The 17,610-nt window shown below is 72.3% G+C and carries 17 protein-coding genes; 10 read left to right on the forward strand and 7 right to left on the reverse strand.

Translation table 11 applies throughout. From position 1 onward, the window contains the following. Positions 1-203: 203 nt before the first annotated feature. Positions 204-728, reverse strand: a complete 525-nt coding sequence (locus Ade02nite_RS26970; RefSeq protein WP_203769712.1) for a GNAT family N-acetyltransferase — start codon at positions 726-728, stop codon at positions 204-206. A gap of 262 nt (positions 729-990) precedes the next feature. Between Ade02nite_RS26970 and glgX the strand changes: the two genes are divergently transcribed. Further along, complete coding sequence (glgX, locus tag Ade02nite_RS26975; RefSeq protein ID WP_203769714.1) at positions 991-3,099, forward strand: glycogen debranching protein GlgX; 2,109 nt, start codon at positions 991-993, stop codon at positions 3,097-3,099. A 20-nt stretch (positions 3,100-3,119) separates the two neighbouring features. On the opposite strand, the gene Ade02nite_RS26980 is transcribed toward glgX, so the two are convergent. Both Ade02nite_RS26980 and Ade02nite_RS26985 read right to left on the reverse strand, forming a co-directional pair. Continuing rightward, positions 3,120-3,743: a maleylpyruvate isomerase N-terminal domain-containing protein gene (locus Ade02nite_RS26980; RefSeq protein ID WP_203769716.1), complete on the reverse strand. Its 624-nt coding sequence runs from the start codon at positions 3,741-3,743 to the stop codon at positions 3,120-3,122. A 32-nt stretch (positions 3,744-3,775) separates the two neighbouring features. After that, positions 3,776-4,423 (reverse strand): hypothetical protein, encoded by a 648-nt coding sequence (locus Ade02nite_RS26985; protein ID WP_203769718.1) that lies wholly within the window; start codon positions 4,421-4,423, stop codon positions 3,776-3,778. Between the two features lie 51 nt (positions 4,424-4,474). Here Ade02nite_RS26985 and Ade02nite_RS26990 point away from each other — a divergent pair, with 51 nt between their 5' ends. After that, the gene (locus Ade02nite_RS26990; RefSeq protein WP_203769720.1) at positions 4,475-4,864 is read left to right on the forward strand and encodes a ChaB family protein; all 390 of its coding nucleotides are present in this window, start codon (positions 4,475-4,477) and stop codon (positions 4,862-4,864) included. A gap of 65 nt (positions 4,865-4,929) precedes the next feature. Beyond that, positions 4,930-5,163, forward strand: coding sequence for a hypothetical protein (locus tag Ade02nite_RS26995; protein ID WP_203769722.1), 234 nt, complete (start codon positions 4,930-4,932; stop codon positions 5,161-5,163). Here the strand turns inward: Ade02nite_RS26995 and Ade02nite_RS27000 are convergent. From Ade02nite_RS27000 to Ade02nite_RS27010, 3 genes are all read right to left on the reverse strand, one after another. Beyond that, the gene (locus Ade02nite_RS27000; RefSeq protein WP_203769730.1) at positions 5,160-5,816 is read right to left on the reverse strand and encodes a GNAT family N-acetyltransferase; all 657 of its coding nucleotides are present in this window, start codon (positions 5,814-5,816) and stop codon (positions 5,160-5,162) included. The two genes, Ade02nite_RS26995 and Ade02nite_RS27000, sit on opposite strands and share 4 nt — an antisense overlap. 50 nt (positions 5,817-5,866) lie before the next feature. After that, complete coding sequence (locus Ade02nite_RS27005; RefSeq protein ID WP_203769732.1) at positions 5,867-8,908, reverse strand: putative bifunctional diguanylate cyclase/phosphodiesterase; 3,042 nt, start codon at positions 8,906-8,908, stop codon at positions 5,867-5,869. A 79-nt stretch (positions 8,909-8,987) separates the two neighbouring features. Further along, positions 8,988-10,022 (reverse strand): Gfo/Idh/MocA family protein, encoded by a 1,035-nt coding sequence (locus tag Ade02nite_RS27010; protein ID WP_203769734.1) that lies wholly within the window; start codon positions 10,020-10,022, stop codon positions 8,988-8,990. Between Ade02nite_RS27010 and Ade02nite_RS27015 the strand changes: the two genes are divergently transcribed. Beyond that, positions 10,021-11,601 (forward strand): MFS transporter, encoded by a 1,581-nt coding sequence (locus tag Ade02nite_RS27015; protein WP_203769736.1) that lies wholly within the window; start codon positions 10,021-10,023, stop codon positions 11,599-11,601. The two genes, Ade02nite_RS27010 and Ade02nite_RS27015, sit on opposite strands and share 2 nt — an antisense overlap. 590 nt (positions 11,602-12,191) lie before the next feature. Beyond that, positions 12,192-12,665: a GNAT family N-acetyltransferase gene (locus tag Ade02nite_RS27020; protein WP_203769738.1), complete on the forward strand. Its 474-nt coding sequence runs from the start codon at positions 12,192-12,194 to the stop codon at positions 12,663-12,665. Between the two features lie 13 nt (positions 12,666-12,678). Here Ade02nite_RS27020 and Ade02nite_RS27025 read toward each other — a convergent pair whose 3' ends face one another. Next, positions 12,679-13,587 carry a 5'-3' exonuclease gene (locus tag Ade02nite_RS27025; RefSeq protein WP_379037600.1) on the reverse strand — a complete coding sequence of 303 codons (909 nt, stop codon included), beginning with the start codon at positions 13,585-13,587 and terminating at the stop codon, positions 12,679-12,681. A gap of 55 nt (positions 13,588-13,642) precedes the next feature. Between Ade02nite_RS27025 and Ade02nite_RS27030 the strand changes: the two genes are divergently transcribed. The 5 genes from Ade02nite_RS27030 to Ade02nite_RS27050 all read left to right on the forward strand — a co-directional run bounded on the left by Ade02nite_RS27030 (position 13,643) and on the right by Ade02nite_RS27050 (position 17,584). Then, complete coding sequence (locus Ade02nite_RS27030) at positions 13,643-14,785, forward strand: acyl-CoA dehydrogenase family protein (protein WP_203769749.1); 1,143 nt, start codon at positions 13,643-13,645, stop codon at positions 14,783-14,785. 389 nt (positions 14,786-15,174) lie between these two features. Then, positions 15,175-15,768 (forward strand): putative immunity protein, encoded by a 594-nt coding sequence (locus Ade02nite_RS27035; protein WP_203769751.1) that lies wholly within the window; start codon positions 15,175-15,177, stop codon positions 15,766-15,768. 136 nt (positions 15,769-15,904) lie between these two features. Further along, positions 15,905-16,639, forward strand: a complete 735-nt coding sequence (locus Ade02nite_RS27040) for an SDR family oxidoreductase (protein WP_203769760.1) — start codon at positions 15,905-15,907, stop codon at positions 16,637-16,639. Between the two features lie 10 nt (positions 16,640-16,649). Continuing rightward, a complete protein-coding gene (locus Ade02nite_RS27045) occupies positions 16,650-17,117 on the forward strand; it encodes an Lrp/AsnC family transcriptional regulator (RefSeq protein WP_203769762.1) in 468 nt (155 codons plus the stop codon). Positions 17,118-17,161: 44 nt separating this feature from the next. Beyond that, the gene (locus Ade02nite_RS27050; RefSeq protein WP_203769764.1) at positions 17,162-17,584 is read left to right on the forward strand and encodes a hypothetical protein; all 423 of its coding nucleotides are present in this window, start codon (positions 17,162-17,164) and stop codon (positions 17,582-17,584) included. Positions 17,585-17,610 lie beyond the last annotated feature (26 nt).

The raw sequence follows: 17,610 nt of genomic DNA on the forward strand, positions 1-17,610 counted from the left end.
GAGCGGCCTGACGCCCGCCGAGCGGCCTGACGCCCGCCGAGCGGCCTGACGCCCGCCGAGCGGCCTGACGCCCGCCGAGCGGCCTGACGCCCGGCAAGGCGGTGCCTGGCGGCCGCCGGCGGTGGGGTCAGGGTCGTGCTGAGCGCTGGCCGGCGCCGGTCGGGCGGAGGCGCTGGACAGCCATGGGTCGGCGAGGCGCTCCTCTACAGGGAGCGGAGGTCGATCCAGTAGCGGCGGACCGGGCCTTGCGCGGAGTCGCGGATCTCCTCGAGGACGCCGCCGTTGCGTTCGATGGTCCGGGCTGAGGCTGTGTTGTCCGCCAGGCAGGGGATGAGGGCCCGGTCGATGCCCAGGGCGGCCCGGGCCTCCTTCAGCATCTCGGCGAGGGCCCAGGAGGCCAGGCCGCGGCGGCGGGCCGACGGGCGGATGCCGTAGCCGATGCGGCCGAGGTCGTCGTCGTGGAGATGGCGCAGGGCTATGCCGCCGGCGATGCGGCCCTCGTCGGCGATCCAGCGGTAGGTCGCGTGCCGGGCGGGTGGGCACGGTGTGCCGGTGGGGTGGCTGAGGCGCAGCAGGCCGGCAACCCAGGTGGCGAAGCCCTCGGTGGAGCGCACGTCGTCGTCGGCGGCCAGGCCGAAGCCGTCCTCGTGCACGCCGGGGCCCCACTCGTCGTGGCAGTCGAGGAAGGCGGCGTGCAGGCGGGCCGTGGGAACGATCAGCTCGGGCATGCCGGAGACAGTAGGCGAGGCGACGCGGCGGGTGAGGCGGGCGAACCGCCCTCCAAGCGCCGTTCGGGCATCGAGCGGGAGTACGTGGCACGCGCACCAGTCCGTGCTCGACGGTCTCAGAGGGCCTGCGCGGCAAACGAAGGTCGCTGCTGAGGCGGGACATGTGTGAGGTCTGCCACAGCGCGGGTGGAGGTGCCCAGCGCCCTGCTGGGGTCTCTGAGGCCACAGATTCAGCGGGGACTTATCGGGGAAGCAGAGCGGCATGAAAATCTGGCCCGGGAACCCGTACCCGCTGGGCGCCACTTACGACGGCGGGGGCACCAACTTCGCGCTCTTCTCCGAGGTGGCCGAGCGGGTGGAGCTCTGTCTCTTCGACGACGACGGCGTGGAGACGCGCATCGATCTGCCGGAGCGGGAGGCTCTTGTCTGGCACGGCTATCTGCCGCGGGTGGTGCCGGGGCAGCGGTACGGATATCGCGTGCACGGGCCCTACGATCCGGCGAACGGGTTGCGGTGCAACCCGAACAAGCTCCTGCTCGACCCGTACGCCAAGGCCATCGACGGGCGTAACGACTGGAACGAGGCGCTGTTCTCGTACAAATTCGGCAACCCGGACGCCTACAACGACGCGGACTCGGCGCCGTACGCGCAGAAGTCGGTGGTCATCAACCCGTTCTTCGACTGGGGCAACGATCGCCCGCTGCGGATCCCGTTCCACCAGACGGTCATCTACGAGGCCCACGTGAAGGGCATGACGCAGCGGCACCCGGACATTCCGGAGGACGTGCGCGGCACCTATTCCGGGCTCGCCCACCCGGTGATGATCAAGTACTTGAAGAAGCTCGGCGTGACGGCGGTCGAGCTCATGCCGGTGCACCAGTTCGTGCACGACAGCACGCTGGTCGACCGGGGACTGACGAACTACTGGGGATACAACACCATCGGGTTCTTCGCGCCGCACAACGGATACGCGTCGTTCGGCGGGCACGGCGCGCAGGTGCAGGAATTCAAGTCGATGGTGAAGGCGCTGCACCAGGCCGGCATCGAGGTGATCCTGGACGTCGTCTACAACCACACGGCCGAGGGCAACCATCTCGGGCCGACGCTTTCCTTCCGGGGCATCGACAATCCGGCGTACTACCGGCTGGTCGACGAGCAGAAGCAGTACTACTACGACACGACCGGCACGGGAAACAGCCTCAACGTGCGGCACCACGAGTCGCTGCGGCTCATCATGGACTCGCTGCGCTATTGGGTCACCGAGATGCACGTCGACGGTTTCCGGTTCGACCTGGCGGCGGCGCTGGCCCGCGAGTTCCACGCGGTGGACCGGCTGGCCGCGTTCTTCGACCTGGTCAACCAGGACCCGGTCGTGTCGCAGGTGAAGCTGATCGCCGAGCCGTGGGACGTCGGTGACGGCGGTTATCAGGTGGGCGGCTTCCCGCCCTTGTGGACGGAGTGGAACGGCCGCTACCGCGACTCGGTGCGCGATTTCTGGCGCGGTGAGCCGTCGAGCCTCGGCGAGTTCGCGTCCCGGTTCACGGGCAGTTCCGACCTGTACGAGATCGACGGGCGGCGCCCGATCGCGTCCATCAACTTCGTCACCGCGCACGACGGTTTCACGCTGAACGACCTCGTGTCGTACAACGAGAAGCACAACGACGCGAACGGCGAGGGCAACCGCGACGGGGAGAGCCACAACCGGTCGTGGAACTGCGGTGTCGAGGGCCCGACCGACGACGCCGACATCGTGGCGCTGCGCGAGCGGCAGAAACGCAATTTCCTCGCCACGCTGCTGCTGAGCCAGGGCGTCCCGATGATCGCGCACGGCGACGAGCTGGGCCGCACCCAGGGCGGCAACAACAACGTCTATTGCCAGGACAACGAGATCAGCTGGGTCGACTGGCAGGACGCGCGCATGCAGGAGGTGCTGACCAGTTTCACCAGCCGCCTGGCGGAACTGCGCGCCAAGCACCCCATCTTCCGCCGCCGCCGTTTCTTCACCGGCGACCCGGTGACCGAGGACAAGGTGCCCGACATCGCCTGGCTGCGCCGCGACGGCCAGCCGATGACCGAGGCCGACTGGAACACCCGCAGCGGCATGACGATGACGGTCTTCCTCAACGGCCACGGCATTCCGGAACGCGACGCGCTCGGCGAGCCCATCACCGACGACTCGTTCCTGCTCCTTTTCAACCCGCTCGGGGAACGCGTCGCGTTCACCCTCCCCGACCGCGAGTTCGGCCGCACCTGGGAGGTCGTCGTCAACACCGCCGACCCGCTGCTGGCCGCCCGCCGCAAAACCGCCAAGGCCGGCGGCCAATACGAGGTCGGCGGCCACACAATGGTCGTTCTGAGGTGCCGCTATTGAGCGGGGCCGCGGTGGGCGCCTCAGAGGACCGAGAAGCCCTTCGGCAGCGGCGCGCGGCCGGTGAGGGCGAAGAGCACCGAGGGGCCGTCGCCCACGGCCGCGGCGACCCGGGCGGCCAGCACGGTGGCCTCGGTGACGGCGTCCGGCGGGAAGGCGGCCTCGACACCGGCGGCGGCCGCGACGTCGAGGCCGTGGACGACCAGCTCGAACGTGCGGGTGGGCAGCCAGTCGCGGACGCGCATGCCGCCGGCGGGGGTGGACACCACGTCGTCGTCGCCGGCGGCGGCGAGTGCCTGGGTGGCGCGGCCGGCGAGCTCGCCGATCGGGGCGGCCGGGTCGTCGCCGAGCTCGTGGGCGGCCGTGCGGGCAAGGTCGGTCGAGGCGGCGACCGCCGCGGCGTACACCTCGGGGGCGACCGTGCGGGCGAACGTCCAGTAGCCCTCGGGCGAGGCGACGGTCACCGACTCGGCCGGGGTGGCGAGCACGTCGGGCACCTGGCGCAGCGCCGACCCGGCGGTGTGGGCCACCAGGTCGCGCAGGGTCCACTCGCCCAGGCCGGGGCCGTCCCAGCGGTCGCCGGGGATCCGGGCGACGAGGTCGACGAAGGTGACGGCGGCGGCTCGGAAGGTCCGGCGGTAGTCCATGGCGACCAATCTTCCACCGCCGCGGCGGGGCGTCACCTTCGCGGGGAGTCGTCCGTCTCCGGGGCGCGGTGCCGGCCGCCCTCGGGGCGGTTCTCGTAGGAGCGGGCGGCGTAGCCGGGGCTCTGCGGGAACCGCTCGTCCGAGTTGGCCGAGTGGCGCCCCGTGTAGCCGGCAGCCTCACCGCCGGAAAGGTCCGAAGGGGCGGCAGGGCTGGAGGGGGCGGCAAGGTCGTCCGCTGCCGGAGGGCGGGGCAGCCCCGACGGCATCGGCCCACGCCGCACCTCCGCCTGAGCGGACGGCGCAGCCGTGGGCGGCTCCGGCAGGGGCCCTGGTGCGGCGGGAAACGGCTGCCGCTCCGTCTGCGCGTCCCGCATCGCCTCCGCGTACGGATCCGGGGTGAACTTGGCCGCGATCCGCCGCAACCGCATCTCCCGCCGCAGGCAGACCGATGCGTGGATCAGCGCGAGCACCGGCAGCGCGAAGACCGCCCAGAACGTGAACGTGTCGTCCGGGCGGGCGACGCCCAGATAGCCCGCGTAGCCGAGGAAGCCGAGCCCGAGCAGCGCGTCGACGCCGCGCAGGAAGCCGGACTGGCCGAGCCCGGCCACGCCGAGGGCGAGCAGCACCAGGCCGCTGAGCCCGAGCAGCCCGGTGTACGTCCAGAACTCACCGTCCGACACGCCTGGAGCCTAGGACGGTTTGCGACCTTGTGTGCCGGGAACAGTCAACACATGCCAGCACGCGAGGAGATGCCGGCGACGTTGAAGCGCTCGCCGAAGAAAGCACAGGACACGTTCGCCAAGACGTACGACTCGGCGGTCGAGCAGTACGGCGAGGGCGAGCGCGCCCACCGCACCGCCTTCTCCGCGGTCAAGCACTCGTTCGAGAAGGTCGGCGACCACTGGGAGCCCAAGGCGAAGAAGGGCCCGAGCGACGCCAAGGCCGCCGGTGGGCGCGGCACCAAGGCCGGCACGGCGGGTGGTGTCGACGCGAACGCCAGCAAGGAGCACTTGATGCAGGTCGCCAAGCGGCTCGACATCCCGGGCCGCTCCCGGATGACCAAGCCGCAGCTCGTCGAGGCGATCCAGAAGGCCAACAAGCGCGCCGACCGCAAGGCCTAGCGAGGGGCGGCGGGTGTGTCGAGGGTCGCGTGTCGGCGCGATCCGAAGTGGGGAAACCCTCGGCCATGCAGCCAGACAGGATCACCCGCACCGAGTACGCCGCCGAGCTCAACCGCCTGAACACCCGCCGCGAGGAGCTCGAGGAGCAGGAGAGCACCCTGGTCAGCCACGACCACGGCGGCGGCCTGCCGCACGACGAGCAGAACCGCCTGGCCCGGGTGCGCGGCGAGCTCGCCGACGTGCTGCAGGAGATCGGCGACCTGAAGGACCGGGTCGCCGACGGCGCGCTCGGCGACTAGACGAGCCGGAAGGACGCGAACACCACCTGGTGGCTGACCTGGAAGCCGAGCCGCTCGTACAGCCGGATGGCGCCCAGATTTTCGGCCGTGACGTGCAGGAACGGCAGGTCCCCGCGCTCCAGGATGGCGGCCGCCACGGCCATGGTGAGGCGGGCGCCGAGCCCGCGGCCGCGGAAGGCCGGGTCGGTGCAGACCGCGCTGACCTCGGTCCAGCCGGGCAGCCGGAAGCGCTCGCCGGCCATGGCGATCAGCCGGCCCTCGTGGCGGATGCCCAGGTAGCGGCCGAGCTCGACGGTGCGCTTGCCGAACGGGCCGGGCTGGGCGCGCTCGACCAGGTCGAGGATCTCGGGCACGTCGGTCTCGGTGAGCGGCACCGCCTCGTCGTCGGGCACCCCGGTCATGCCGTGGCCGGCCATCTGCACGCCGGGCACCGCCCGCACCTGCTCCCAGCCGGCCGGCGGCCGGATCGACGGGCCGGTCAGGAAGGCCCGGTCGGTGAGCGTGGCGAGGTCGGTCCAGGCGGCGGGGTCACCGAGGTCGGCGACCGCGCAGAACGGCGACACGTCGGGCTGATAGCGGGCGGCGTCCCCGGACGCCTCGGCGAAGCAGGCCTGCGGCCCGGAGAGGGCGGCCCACACGGGATTCTCCAGCACGCCTCGACCCTGCACCGTGACGGCCCATGACCGCCAGCGATTAACCCGGATTACGCTCGTGCCGGGGACGGGACCATGGCGTGCGCCAGCGCCGGGATCTCGCCCGGCCACACCGGCTTCGAGAAGAGATAGCCCTGGCCGTACGGGCATCCCATGCCGGCCAGCGCGGCCCGCTGCCCGGCGTCCTCGATGCCCTCGGCCACCACTGTCAGATCGAGGTTACGGGCCAGCGTGACGATCGCGTCGACCAGGGCGCGCTGCTGCTCGCTGCCGAGGATGTCGTCGATGAACGACTTGTCGACCTTGAGCACGTCGACCGGCATCTGCCGCAGGTAGCTCAGCGACGAGTAGCCGGTGCCGAAGTCGTCGATCGCGATGCGCACGCCCAGCGCCCGCAGCGTGCGCAGGTCGGCGGCCACCTGGTCGGCGTCGCGCAGCAGCAGGCTCTCGGTGATCTCCAGCAGCAGCCACTCGGGACGCGCGCCGGCGTCGGCGATCGCCCGGCGCACCTGGTCGACGAAGCCGGGCGTGCGGAACTGCCGCGCCGACACGTTCACGCTCACGTAGCGCAGCGTGGTGGCCGGGTCGGCCGCGCGCCAGGCGGCCAGCTGGGCGAGCGCCTCGCGCAGCACCCAGCCGCCGATCTCGACGATGACGCCGCTCTCCTCGGCCACCTCGATGAAGTGGTACGGGCCGAGCAGCCCGCGCGTGGGGTGCTGCCAGCGCACCAGCGACTCCACCGCGACGATCTCGCCGGAGTGCAGGTCGACGATGGGCTGGTACATGACGCGCAGCTGGTCGTCCTCGATCGCCTCGTGCAGCGCGGCACGGGTCTCCAGCCGCTTCACCATCTCGGTGTGCAGCTCCGGCCGGTAGCGCTGCCAGGTGCCCTTGTCACCGCCCTTGGCCTGGTAGAGCGCGAGGTCGGCGTGGCGCAGCAGCTCGGTCGGGGAGTCCGCGTCGGCGTTGGTGGCCACCCCGACGCTGGCCGCGCCGCTGACGATGTGGGTGCCGCCCAGGCCGTCGCCGAGCTCCACGGGCACGGCGAGCGCCTCGACCAGGCGCGCGGCGACCTGCTCGGCGTCGTCGGCGACCAGGACCGCGAACTCGTCGCCGCCCATCCGCGCCGCCGTGCCGGCCGTGCCGACGACCTCGTCGATGCGCTGCCCGACGGCGACCAGCAGCTCGTCGCCGACGGCGTGCCCGAGGGTGTCGTTGACCTCCTTGAAGTCGTCCAGGTCGACGAAGAGCACGCCCAGCTCCAGGCCGGACTCCGCGGCGGCCGCGAACTCCTCGTCGAGGCGGTTGCGGAACAGCACCCTGTTCGCCAGCCCGGTGAGGCCGTCGTGGAACGCCAGGTGGGACAGGTCCTGCTCGAGGCGGCGGCGCTCGGTGACGTCGCGCACGGTCAGCACGACCCCGCGCACGGTCGGGTCGTCGCGCAGGTCGCGCCCGGTGCACTCGACCTGCACCAGCGAGCCGTCGGCGCGCAGCACCGCGAGGTCGGGCGCGTCGAGCTCGCCCTGCCCGGAGCGCAGGCTGCCGAGGATCTCGCGCATGGCGTCGTGGTGGCTGACCGCGATGAGCGCGGACAGGGCGGTGCCCTCGAGGTCGTGGTGGCCGAGCACGGTGGCGGCCGACGGGCTCGCGTACCGGATGAGGTCGTCGTCGCCGACGATGAGGATGACGTCGGCGGCGTTCTGGATCAGGGTCCGGAAGTACGCCTCGCTCTCGCGCCGGTTGACCTCGCCGGTCAGCCCGATGCGCTGCATCACGACCTCGATCTGCGCCAGGTACGCCTCGAACGAGGGCAGCAGCTCGCGCAGCAGCGCGCCGTCGCCGCCGAGGAGCCCGGCGCCGAGACGCCCGGTGCCCGGCAGCGGCATGGTCGCGTACAGGAAATGGCCGAAGCCGTGCGAGGGCACGCCCGCCGGCAGCTCGTCGGCGGTGATCAGGCGCAGGCCCGGGATGTGCGGGACGTCGCCGGCGTGCGCGGTCAGGCTCAGCCGGTACGGCTGCCCGGCGGGCACCAGGGTGGCGACGGCGTCGCGCACGGCACGGGCCGCGTCCTGCTCGGTGGCCGCCGAGAAGAGCAGCGTGCCGGCCTGGCGCAGCGCGCGCTCGCGGGCGCGGGCCTGCCGCTGGGCGCCCGCGAGGCCGTTGACCCGGGCCAGCACCAGCAGGAACATCAGCGCCGCGGCGGCGGCGATCACCGGCGCGTCGACGACACCCTGTCGGGCCTCCTCGATCTCGCGGCCGTTCATCCACTCGATGTAGAGCACGACCGGCGCGATCAGCGCGGCGGCCGCCATCCAGACGATGCGCCGAGTGCCCATGTCGGTGCTGACCTGCGGCGGCCGCTCGGCGGAGAGCTCGCGCATCGACGGCATCAGCGCCATGAAGCCCATGACGGCGTAGAAGACGATCCAGCCGAAGTCGACCGGCCCGCCGAGCGTCCAGTCGCTGTTGAGCTGGGACTGGCCGTAGAAGATGTCGGAGACCAGCAGGCCGAGGATGGCCACGCCGATCGCGGTGAGCGCCCGCGGCCGGCGGCCGGGGCTGGTGAGCATGCGCAGCGTGACGGCGAGCGCGAGCACGTCGCCGAGCGGGTAGCCGATCGAGACCAGCTTCTCCAGCAGCGACAGGTCGTGCGAGCGGGTGAACGGCGCGATCCAGTAGACCCAGGAGAGCAGGCCGAGCCCGACGGTGGGCACCAGCGCGTCCAGCAGCGCGGCCCGGTTGCTGCCCCGGTTGCGGTAGCGGACGAACAGCAGGAAACCGCCCGTGAGCAGCGGGTAGACCAGCAGGTAGAACAGGTCGGCGAGGCCGGGGAAGCGCGGCTCGCGGCCGAGCACGAGGATGAGGTTGTACCAGGTGTCGCCGGTGGTGAAGGTGGCCAGCGCGGCGGCGATCAGATACCACGGCAGGCGGTGCTCGGGACGGTGCAGCCGCACGCCGAGCAGCACCATCGCGGCGCTGGAGTAGCCGATGAGGGCCCAGGTGCAGAGGTGACTGGCGGGAAACGCGTAGTAGACGGCGGTCAGCGCCAGGATCCACGCACAGAACCCCACGCGAGCGGCTCGCGTCGTCATCCGCCCTCCGATCGGCTCCTGGGGACGGCTGGCCGGCGCCGTCCCGGATCCCATCGGGTGCCGGTGGCGATGTCTTAGCTTAAGACCAGGGAGGTACGTCAACGGTCACCGTCTCACCGGTATCGGCGGCCTCCTCGATCGCCAGCGCCACCAGGTGATCGTGGGCGCCGTCGGCCAGCGGGTAGGGCGGCGGGCCCTCGCCGCGCACCCAGGACGCCATGCGCCGCAGCATGGTGGCCATCGCGATCTCCTCGTCGTTCCAGCGGCGCCCCGGGAAGGGGTTGCGGAAGAGTACCCGCTCGCCGAGGGCGATGGTGTCGGTGTCGAAATCGTCGAGGTCGAGGTCGTATCCGGTCTGCCGGCGCACCAGCGGGGCCCGCAGGATCGTGCGCGGCCCGGCGAGCCGGACGATCTCGTCGTTCTGCAGCTCGCCGTGGCTGCCGCGGACCACGATGCGCCGGAAGCGCAGCTGGTTGTGCCACTGGTTGTCGGTGAAGTCGTACAGCCCGGACCGGCCGTCGCCGAAGTCGAGGGTGGCGATCGTGGTCGTCGCGGCGCGCGGCTCGGCGTCGTCGGTCCAGCCGGCCCGGGTCAGCGGGTCGACCAGCGGCGCCGTGGTGCGGGTGGCGCGCACGGTGACGGGGCCGCGGCCCACGCCCAGATAGCCGCGGATCAGCGACACCGCGTGGTACATGTGCGTCGAGGAGACCTGCACCTGGGCCGGCTCGCCGATCAGCCCGTCGCGCACCGCCGCCAGGCGCGCCGCGTGCGCCGGTACCAGCAGGTACTGCTCGGCGACCTGTACCAGGCCGGTGTCGCCGGTGAGCTGCCACAGCGCCCGCAGCTTCGCCTCGTCCGGCGCGGGCGGCGTCTCGGCGAGCACGGGCAGCCCTCGCTCGACCGCCTCCATGATCACGCTCGGGTTGGCCGCCCACGGCACGGCGGTGACCACGAAGTCGGGCCGCAGCTCGTCGAGTGAGGTGAAGACCGGCACCGGCAGCTCGCGCGGGGTGCGCACCACAGCGCCCACGCACTCGACGTCGGGCAGCGCCGCCGCCAGCCGCCAGAACATCTCCGCCCGCCACCCGGAGCCGACCACCGCGAACGACGTCATGGGAGACACACTAGATCCACGGTTATGGCCGTTTCCAGACGGGAACGTTCGCCTGGTGACCTCGGATCCCCAGCGCTGGCGGGCGCTCACCGTCGCCCTCGTCGCCGGCTTCATGACCCTGCTCGACGTCAGCATCGTGAACGTGGCGCTGCCGTCGATCCGCGACGAGCTGCAGCTGAGCTCCGGCGAGCTCCAGTGGGTCCTGTCCGGCTACGCGCTCACCTTCGGCCTGCTGCTGGTGCCGGCCGGCCGGTTCGGCGACGCCCGGGGCCGCCGCAACGTTTTCATCGCCGGCCTCGTGCTGTTCACCTTGGCGAGCGCGGCCGCGGGCCTCGCCACCTCGGCGCTGTGGCTGATCGTCGCCCGGCTCGTGCAGGGCGCGGCGGCCGGCGTGATGAACCCGCAGATCTCCGGCCTGATCCAGGAGATGTTCGACCCGCCGGAGCGGGCCCGCCCGTTCGGCCTGCTCGGCGCCACGATCGGCATCTCCACGGCGGTCGGCCCGCTGCTCGGCGGCCTGCTCATCGCCGTGTTCGGCGAGGCGGAGGGCTGGCGCTGGATCTTCTACCTGAACATCCCGATCGGCGTGGTCGCGGTGATCCTCGGGCGGCGCTGGATCCCCGTACGCCGGTCGGAGAAGTCCCGGGAGAGCCTGGACCCCGTCGGCGTCGCGCTGCTCGGCCTCGGCGTCGTGCTGTTCCTGCTGCCGCTGGTGCAGGAGCGCGAGTGGCAGGGCAACGCCAAGTGGCTGCTCGCGGTGGCCGGCGCGCTGGTGCTGGCGCTGTTCGTGGTCTGGGAGCGCCGCTTCGGGCGCGAGCACACGGCGCTGGTCGAGCTGGGCCTGTTCAAGGTCCGGTCGTACGGGCTGGGCGCGCTCATCGGCCTGCTCTACTTCGCCGGCTTCACCACGATCTTCTTCATCTACACGCTCTACCTGCAGAGCGGCCTCGGCTACAGCGCCCTGCTCGCCGGCCTGGCGGTGACCCCGTTCGCGCTCGGCTCCGCGGTGGGCGCGGCGGTCAGCGGCCGGTTCGTCAACCGCTATGGCCGCCACCTGGTCGTGCTGGGCCTGGTCATGGTGATCGTGGGGCTGGCCGGGGCCGACCTGGCGCTGACCGTGGTGGAGGGGCACGCCGGGGGAGCGGCGGCCGCGTTCCCGCTGCTGGTCGCCGGCCTGGGCAGCGGGCTGGTGATCAGCCCGAACCAGAACCTGTCGCTCTCGCAGGTGCCGGTGGCCCGGGCGGGCAGCGCCGGCGCGGTGCTGCAGACCGGCCAGCGGATCGGCACGGCGATGGGCATCGCGGCGGTGGGCGCGCTGTTCTTCGCCCGGCTGGCGGACTCGCGGGGCGACTGGGGCTCGGCGTTCCGGGGCGCGCTGTGGCTGACGGTCGCCTTCGTGGTGGTCGCGCTGGCGGCGGCGCTCACGGACGTGCTGACGGGCCGCCGTCTCCCGGGATCGGCCGGCCCTCGGGACGGCGGCCCTCGGGAGGGCGGTCGCCGGGAGCATGGCCGGCACGAGCCGGGCCGGCACGCAGCAGGTGCCGCACCGCAGCCGTCGTCCGTTCCCGATCGCCGGTAGCGAGCAGGTCGAGCAGGGCCCCGCGCAGCACGGCCAGCACGGCGGTGCGCTGCGCGAGGCCGGGCGCTGTGTCCCGTACCGCGGCGGGCTGGGTCGTCGCGAGGATGCCGAGCCAGTCGTCGACCGTCGACCTGGCGAAGCCGGCCCAGGGGCCCTCGGTCTCGAGGAGCGAACGGGCGTAGGCCTCGGCCCACAGCCGCAGCACCGGGCGGTGGGCGTCGTCGGCGAGCCACTCCCAGACGGCCTCGGCGGCGTTGTCCAGGCCGGCCTCGCTCCCGAGCGACGCCGGCTCGCCGGGGCGGTCCCGGGCGGGCGGCGCCAGCTCGGCGCGAGCCCGGGTGATCAGTGTCAGCTCGTCGGCGCGGGCGCGCTCCAGCAGGGCGCGGATCAGGCCGTCCTTGCTGCCGAACAGGAACAGCAGCACGCGCGGGCTCGACCCGACGGCGCTCGCGAGGGGGCGCAGCGACAGCTCCGCGATGCCGTGGTCGCGGACGTACGCGTACGCCAGCTCGAGCAGTTCGTCACGCCTGCCTTGACCCATGGGGGTCGAGTATGCCCTACTGAAACGAACGTTTCAGTGGGAGGGTGCGATGATCCGCGAACTGGGCCGGCCGGGGGACCTGGGCTGGGTGATCAAGGCACACGGCGAGGTGTACGCGGCGGAGTTCGGCTGGGACACGTCGTTCGAGGCGCTGGTGGCGCGGATCGTGGCCGACTACGCGGGCTCGCGCGATCCCGAGCGGGAGAACGCGTGGATCGCGGAGGTGGACGGGCGCCGCGCCGGGAGCGTCTTCTGCGTCGACGGCGGCGACGACGTGGCGGTGCTGCGGATCCTGCTGGTGCACCCGTCGGCGCGCGGCCACCGGCTGGGGGAGCGGCTCGTCGACACGTGTATCGACTTCGCGCGGCAAAACGGATATGTCCGAATGAAGCTCTGGACGAACGATGTGCTGGTCGCCGCCCGCAAGATCTATCTGGCGCGCGGTTTCAAGCTGGTCGACGAGCAGCCGCACCGCAGCTTTGGCGCCAACCTGATAGGCCAGAATTACGAAATGTCGCTTTAAACCGGCGGCGCCGCTAGCCCGCGGCCAGCGCGTCCACCAGCCGCCGCGCCGACCCCGCGAGGTTCCACCGCTCCGCCAGCGCCAGCAGCGCGTCGGGATCCTTCGGCGCCCGCGGCATCGTCGCATCGAAATCGGGCAGCTTCACGTCGAGCGCCACCTTGCACACCGGCAGTGCCTTGTCCAGATAGTCCCGGGCCGCCGCCAGCTTGGTCTTGAGCCCCGGCGCGAAGCCCGCGGCCGGATCGTCGAGCGCCGCCAGGATCTCCGCCACCCCGCCGTAGCGGGCGATCAGCCGCGCCGCCGTCTTCTCGCCGACGCCCGCCACGCCCGGCAGGCCGTCGCTCGGGTCGCCGCGCATGGCCGCGAAGTCCGCGTACCACCGGGCGGGCACGCCGTACTTCTTCTCCACCAGCGCGTTGTCCGCGTCCTCGAGCTTCGCCACGCCGCGGCCGCAGTACAAAAGCCGCGTTCCACGTGAATCATCCACCAGCTGGAACAGGTCGCGGTCGCCGGACACGACCTCCACGGGAGCCGGCTGGGTGGCCGCGAGGGTGCCGAGCACGTCGTCCGCCTCGTATCCCTCGACGCCGAAAGCGGGAATGCCCACCGCGGCCAGCGTCTCCAGCAGCACCGGGATCTGGCGCTCCAGCGCGGCCGGCACCTCCTCGACGTCGCCGTGCGCGACCCGGTGCTTCTTGTACGAGGGCACGAGCGCCACCCGCCACGCCGGCCGCCAGCTCGCGTCGAGCGCGCAGACCACCCGATCGGGGTGCCGGGTGCGGATCAGCTGGGCGAGCATGTCGAGGAAGCCGCGGATCGCGTTGACCGGCTCGCCCGCGGGCGTCTGCGCCGCCTTCTCCGGGATGCCGTGGAAGGCGCGGAAGTAGAGGCTGGGCGCGTCGACGGCGAGCAGTGGCTTCACGAAGGCCACAATAGGGTATCGCGCACCTTAATGAACGTTCGTTAAGCTGACCCTCGTGACGGTAGACCGGCTCCTGCCCACGCCCGAGGCCCACGACCTGCTCGACCTGACGCGCGAGCTCGCCACCCGCGAGCTGGCCGGCAAGGCGGACGCCTTCGAGGCCCGCGGCGAGTTCCCTCGCGACGTGCTGCGCACCCTCGGGCGCTCCGGCCTGCTCGGGTTGCCCTACCCGGCGGAGGTGGGCGGCGCGGACCAGCCGTACGAGGTCTATCTGCAGGTCCTCGAGATCCTCGCCGGCTCGTGGCTGGCCATCGCCGAATCGGTCAGCGTCCACACCCTCGCCTGCTATCCCGTCTACGCCCACGGCACGGCCCTGCAGCGCAAGCAGCTGCCCGACATGCTCGGCGGCGAGCTGCTCGGCGCGTACTGCCTGTCCGAGCCCGCCGGCGGCTCCGACGCCGCCAACCTCACCACCCGCGCCGTGCCCGACGGCGACGGCTGGCGCGTCGACGGCACGAAGGCCTGGATCACCCACGCCGGCCAGGCCGACTTCTACAACGTCTTCTGCCGCACCGGCGGCCCCGGCGCCAAGGGCATCTCGTGCCTGCTCGCCGACGCCGGCACCCCCGGCCTGCTGCCGCAGAAGCCCGAGCGCACCATGGGCCTGCGCTCGTCGGCCCCCGCCCCGATCGTCTTCGAGTCGTGCCACCTGCCCGCCGACCGCCTGGTGGGCGAGCTCGGCGGCGGCTTCACCATCGCCATGGAGGCCCTCGACGCCGGTCGCCTCGGCATCGCCGCCTGCGCGGTCGGCCTCGCCCAGGCCGCCCTCGACTACGCCTCGTCCTACGCCCGCGAACGCGTCCAGTTCGGCCGCCCCATCGGCGACTTCCAGGGCATCGGCTTCCTGCTCGCCGACATGGCCACCCAGATCTCCGCCGCCCGCGCGCTGCTGCTGTCGGCGGCCCGCCTCAAGGACGCCGGCCGCCCGTTCTCCATCGAGGCCGCCAAGGCCAAGCTCTTCGCCACCGACACCGCCATGCGCGTGACCACCGACGCCGTCCAGGTCCTCGGCGGCGCCGGCTACGTGACCGACCATCCGGTCGAGCGCTGGTTCCGCGAGGCGAAGGTGCTGCAGATCGTCGAGGGCACCAACCAGATCCAACGGCTCGTCATCGCCCGTTCCCTGACCAAGCCTTAGACGTACGGGCGAGCGCCGCCCCAACCGCAGCAGCGCCCGGCCCGCCGAGCAGCGCGACCCGATCACGTCCCGGCCACGTGCAGCGCGTTTCGCGCGGCTGCCACGCCCACCCGATGATCGGCTACGCTGCCGCCGGGCGGTTCACGCCCGGCCAGGCCGTCGTCCGCCGCCACGTGCGCGGCCCGTGGCGCACCCGGGCCCAGGCCATGCGGGTGATCACGGCCGACGAGGACGGCCTGACACCGGCGCTGGCCCACCGGCGCTGGCCCACCGGTGTGGCGTCAGCTCCGGCTCGCGCATGCGGTCGGGGGTCAGGTCGTGGCCGGTCCGGCCGTCCGTGTCGACGATGGTCGCGAAGTCGCTGCCGGCGGGCAGCCGAAGGGGATCGTGTGACGGACAAGGCGCAATCCAGCGGCCACGGTGCCGGCGTCGAGCTCGGCCCGGACGACCTGCGGGCGGTCGCTGCCTATGCGGCCGCCTGCGCCCGACGCGTCCTGGAGCTGTTCGAGCGCGAGCGCCCCGGCGACCGCCGCCCACGCGAGGCGATCGACGCCGCCCTCGCGTTCGCGGCCGGAGGTGAGCGAGTCAAACGGATACGTGACTGTGCTTGGGCCGCGCAGCGGGCTGTCACCGAGGCGCGCGAAGCGGCTCAGCCGGCGGCCTCCGAGGCGGCCCGCTCGGCGCTCGCGGCGGCCGGGGCGGCGTTCCTGCACCCGCTGGCCAAGGCCACCCAGGTGAAGCACATCCTCGGTTCCGCCGCCCACGCCGCGCTGGCGCTGGAGTTGGCGGCGGAGAACGCCCCGGGGCTCGGCGAGACGTCCATCGCGCGGTTCGCGGAGGCGGCGAGCCCGGCCGTCATCGACGTCCTGAGGCGGTATCCCCCCGCGCCGGCCGGCGGCGGCCGCGCCGGCGACCTGATGCGCCGTCTGGACGCGTTGCTGCGCGAGCGAGGCGCACGCCCGGCGCAGGGTGCTCGGCCATGACGCCGGTTGAGGAGGGTCTCACCCGAGGGGGCTGCCCACCGGCGCCGCCGTCGAGCTGGGCGGCGAGGGTGGCCCCCGCAGTCCCCCGACAGGCAAGGTGATTCCTGTCCCGGTGCGGCCGGGCGACATTGAGCGCATGGACATCACGAAGAGCACCGTTTTCGTCGTCGGCGGCAGCACGGGAATCGGCGCCGGGCTCGCCCGGCGTTTCGCCGCGGCCGGCAGCACCGTCGTCACCGGCGCCCGCCGGAATGCCGACGTCGTCATCGACGTGACCGATTCCGCGTCCGTTCTGCGGGCCCGTGACCGCGTGCTGGCGAGCCACCCGGAACTGTCGGCCGTCGTCATCTCCGCGGGCCTGATGGCGACCGAGGACCTGTGGGACCCCGCCCATTTCGACACCGCCCGCACGACCGTCGAGACCAATCTGCTCGGCACCATCCGGGTCGTCGACGCCTTCACCCCGCACCTGCGCGAGCGCGGCGCCGGCACCTTCGTCACCGTGACCTCGGGAATTGCTTTTCTCCCGTTCCCGCTCATGCCGTCCTACGCCGCGTCGAAGGCCGGCGTGCACGCCTATTCCGAGGCGCTGCGGGCGCAGTTGGCGGGCACCGGCGTCGAGGTCGCCGAGCTCGTTCCGCCGGCCGTCGCCACCGTTGCCGAGGCGAAAGCGATGAACCCGAGCGCGCTGGACCTCGGCGACTTCCTCGACGAGGTCATGGCCCAGCTCGCCGAGAACCCCACGCCGCGCGAGATTTTGGTCGAGGGCGTGCTCATGCACCGGTGGGCGGAACGCGACGGCACGTACGACGCATTGGTGCGCCGCCGGTCCGCGGCGCTCGCGAATCTGCCGGGCCGGTCCGTTCGGTAGGGTTGCGGCCGTGGAAGAGATCGACCGGGCGATCGTGAGCGCCCTCACCGCTGACGGCCGCCTGTCGTACACCGACCTCGCCGAGCGGGTGGGGCTCAGCGTGTCGGCGGTGCACCAGCGGGTGCGGCGCCTCGAACAGCGCGGCGTGATCTCCGGCTACACGGCCAAGGTCTCGTACGAGGCCCTCCAGTTGCCCCTGACCGCGTTCGTGGCGATCCGGCCCTTCGATCCGTCCCAGCCCGATGACGCCCCGGAACGGCTGGCCCACCTCCCCGAGATCGACTCGTGCTACTCGGTGGCGGGCGAGGACTTCTACATGCTTCTGGTACGGGTGGGCAGCCCCGCCGATCTGGAACGCCTCCTCCAGGAGATCCGGACCGCCGCGAACGTCACCACCCGGACGACCGTCGTGCTTTCCACGCCGTACGAGAACCGCCCGCCCCGCATAGCGCCCGCCGTCACCGAACCGGCCGACTGAAGGTTCGGTTGTCACGAAGCACGCCCGCGTCTGGTCCGTAGGGCGTGACTCTTCGAAGCAAACGGTTCGCGGCGGCGGTGCTCGCCTTCCTGGCAGCGGTTCTCGGCGTGTGGGCGGGCGGTTTCCCGCTGTCGTTCTACACCGACTTCCCCATCGGCGGCTGGCAATGGGTGTCGCTGCTCGGCCCCTACAACGAGCATCTGGTGCGCGATTTCGGCGCCACGATGCTGGCCCTGCTCGTCTTCACCGTGTGGGCGTGGCGCACCCCGACCGCGGAGAAACTGCGGATCACCGGCTGGGCGTGGCTGCTCTTCTCGGCCGTGCACTTCCTGTGGCACCTGCTGCACCTGGACGTGTTCACCACGTTCCACAAAATCGGCAACGTGGTGGCGCTGGCCCTCATCCTGCTGCCGGCGGTGTTGCTCGTCCTGCCCGGCAGAAAGGCCGAGATTAGGGGTCAATCCTGATTCTTCTCAGCACGCCGGATCGAGAA

It is taken from the genome of Paractinoplanes deccanensis, from assembly GCF_016862115.1.
Lineage (GTDB): Bacteria > Actinomycetota > Actinomycetes > Mycobacteriales > Micromonosporaceae > Actinoplanes > Actinoplanes deccanensis.

Excerpts from the sequence above, each read along its gene's own strand:
- Ade02nite_RS26970 (WP_203769712.1), bottom strand. The coding sequence starts at position 728 with ATGCCCGAGCTGATCGTTCCCACGGCCCGCCTGCACGCCGCCTTCCTC.
- glgX (WP_203769714.1), top strand. The coding sequence starts at position 991 with ATGAAAATCTGGCCCGGGAACCCGTACCCGCTGGGCGCCACTTACGAC.
- Ade02nite_RS26980 (WP_203769716.1), bottom strand. The coding sequence starts at position 3,743 with ATGGACTACCGCCGGACCTTCCGAGCCGCCGCCGTCACCTTCGTCGAC.
- Ade02nite_RS26990 (WP_203769720.1), top strand. The coding sequence starts at position 4,475 with ATGCCAGCACGCGAGGAGATGCCGGCGACGTTGAAGCGCTCGCCGAAG.
- Ade02nite_RS26995 (WP_203769722.1), top strand. The coding sequence starts at position 4,930 with ATGCAGCCAGACAGGATCACCCGCACCGAGTACGCCGCCGAGCTCAAC.
- Ade02nite_RS27005 (WP_203769732.1), bottom strand. The coding sequence starts at position 8,908 with ATGACGACGCGAGCCGCTCGCGTGGGGTTCTGTGCGTGGATCCTGGCG.
- Ade02nite_RS27015 (WP_203769736.1), top strand. The coding sequence starts at position 10,021 with ATGGGAGACACACTAGATCCACGGTTATGGCCGTTTCCAGACGGGAAC.
- Ade02nite_RS27010 (WP_203769734.1), bottom strand. The coding sequence starts at position 10,022 with ATGACGTCGTTCGCGGTGGTCGGCTCCGGGTGGCGGGCGGAGATGTTC.
- Ade02nite_RS27020 (WP_203769738.1), top strand. The coding sequence starts at position 12,192 with ATGATCCGCGAACTGGGCCGGCCGGGGGACCTGGGCTGGGTGATCAAG.
- Ade02nite_RS27040 (WP_203769760.1), top strand. The coding sequence starts at position 15,905 with ATGGACATCACGAAGAGCACCGTTTTCGTCGTCGGCGGCAGCACGGGA.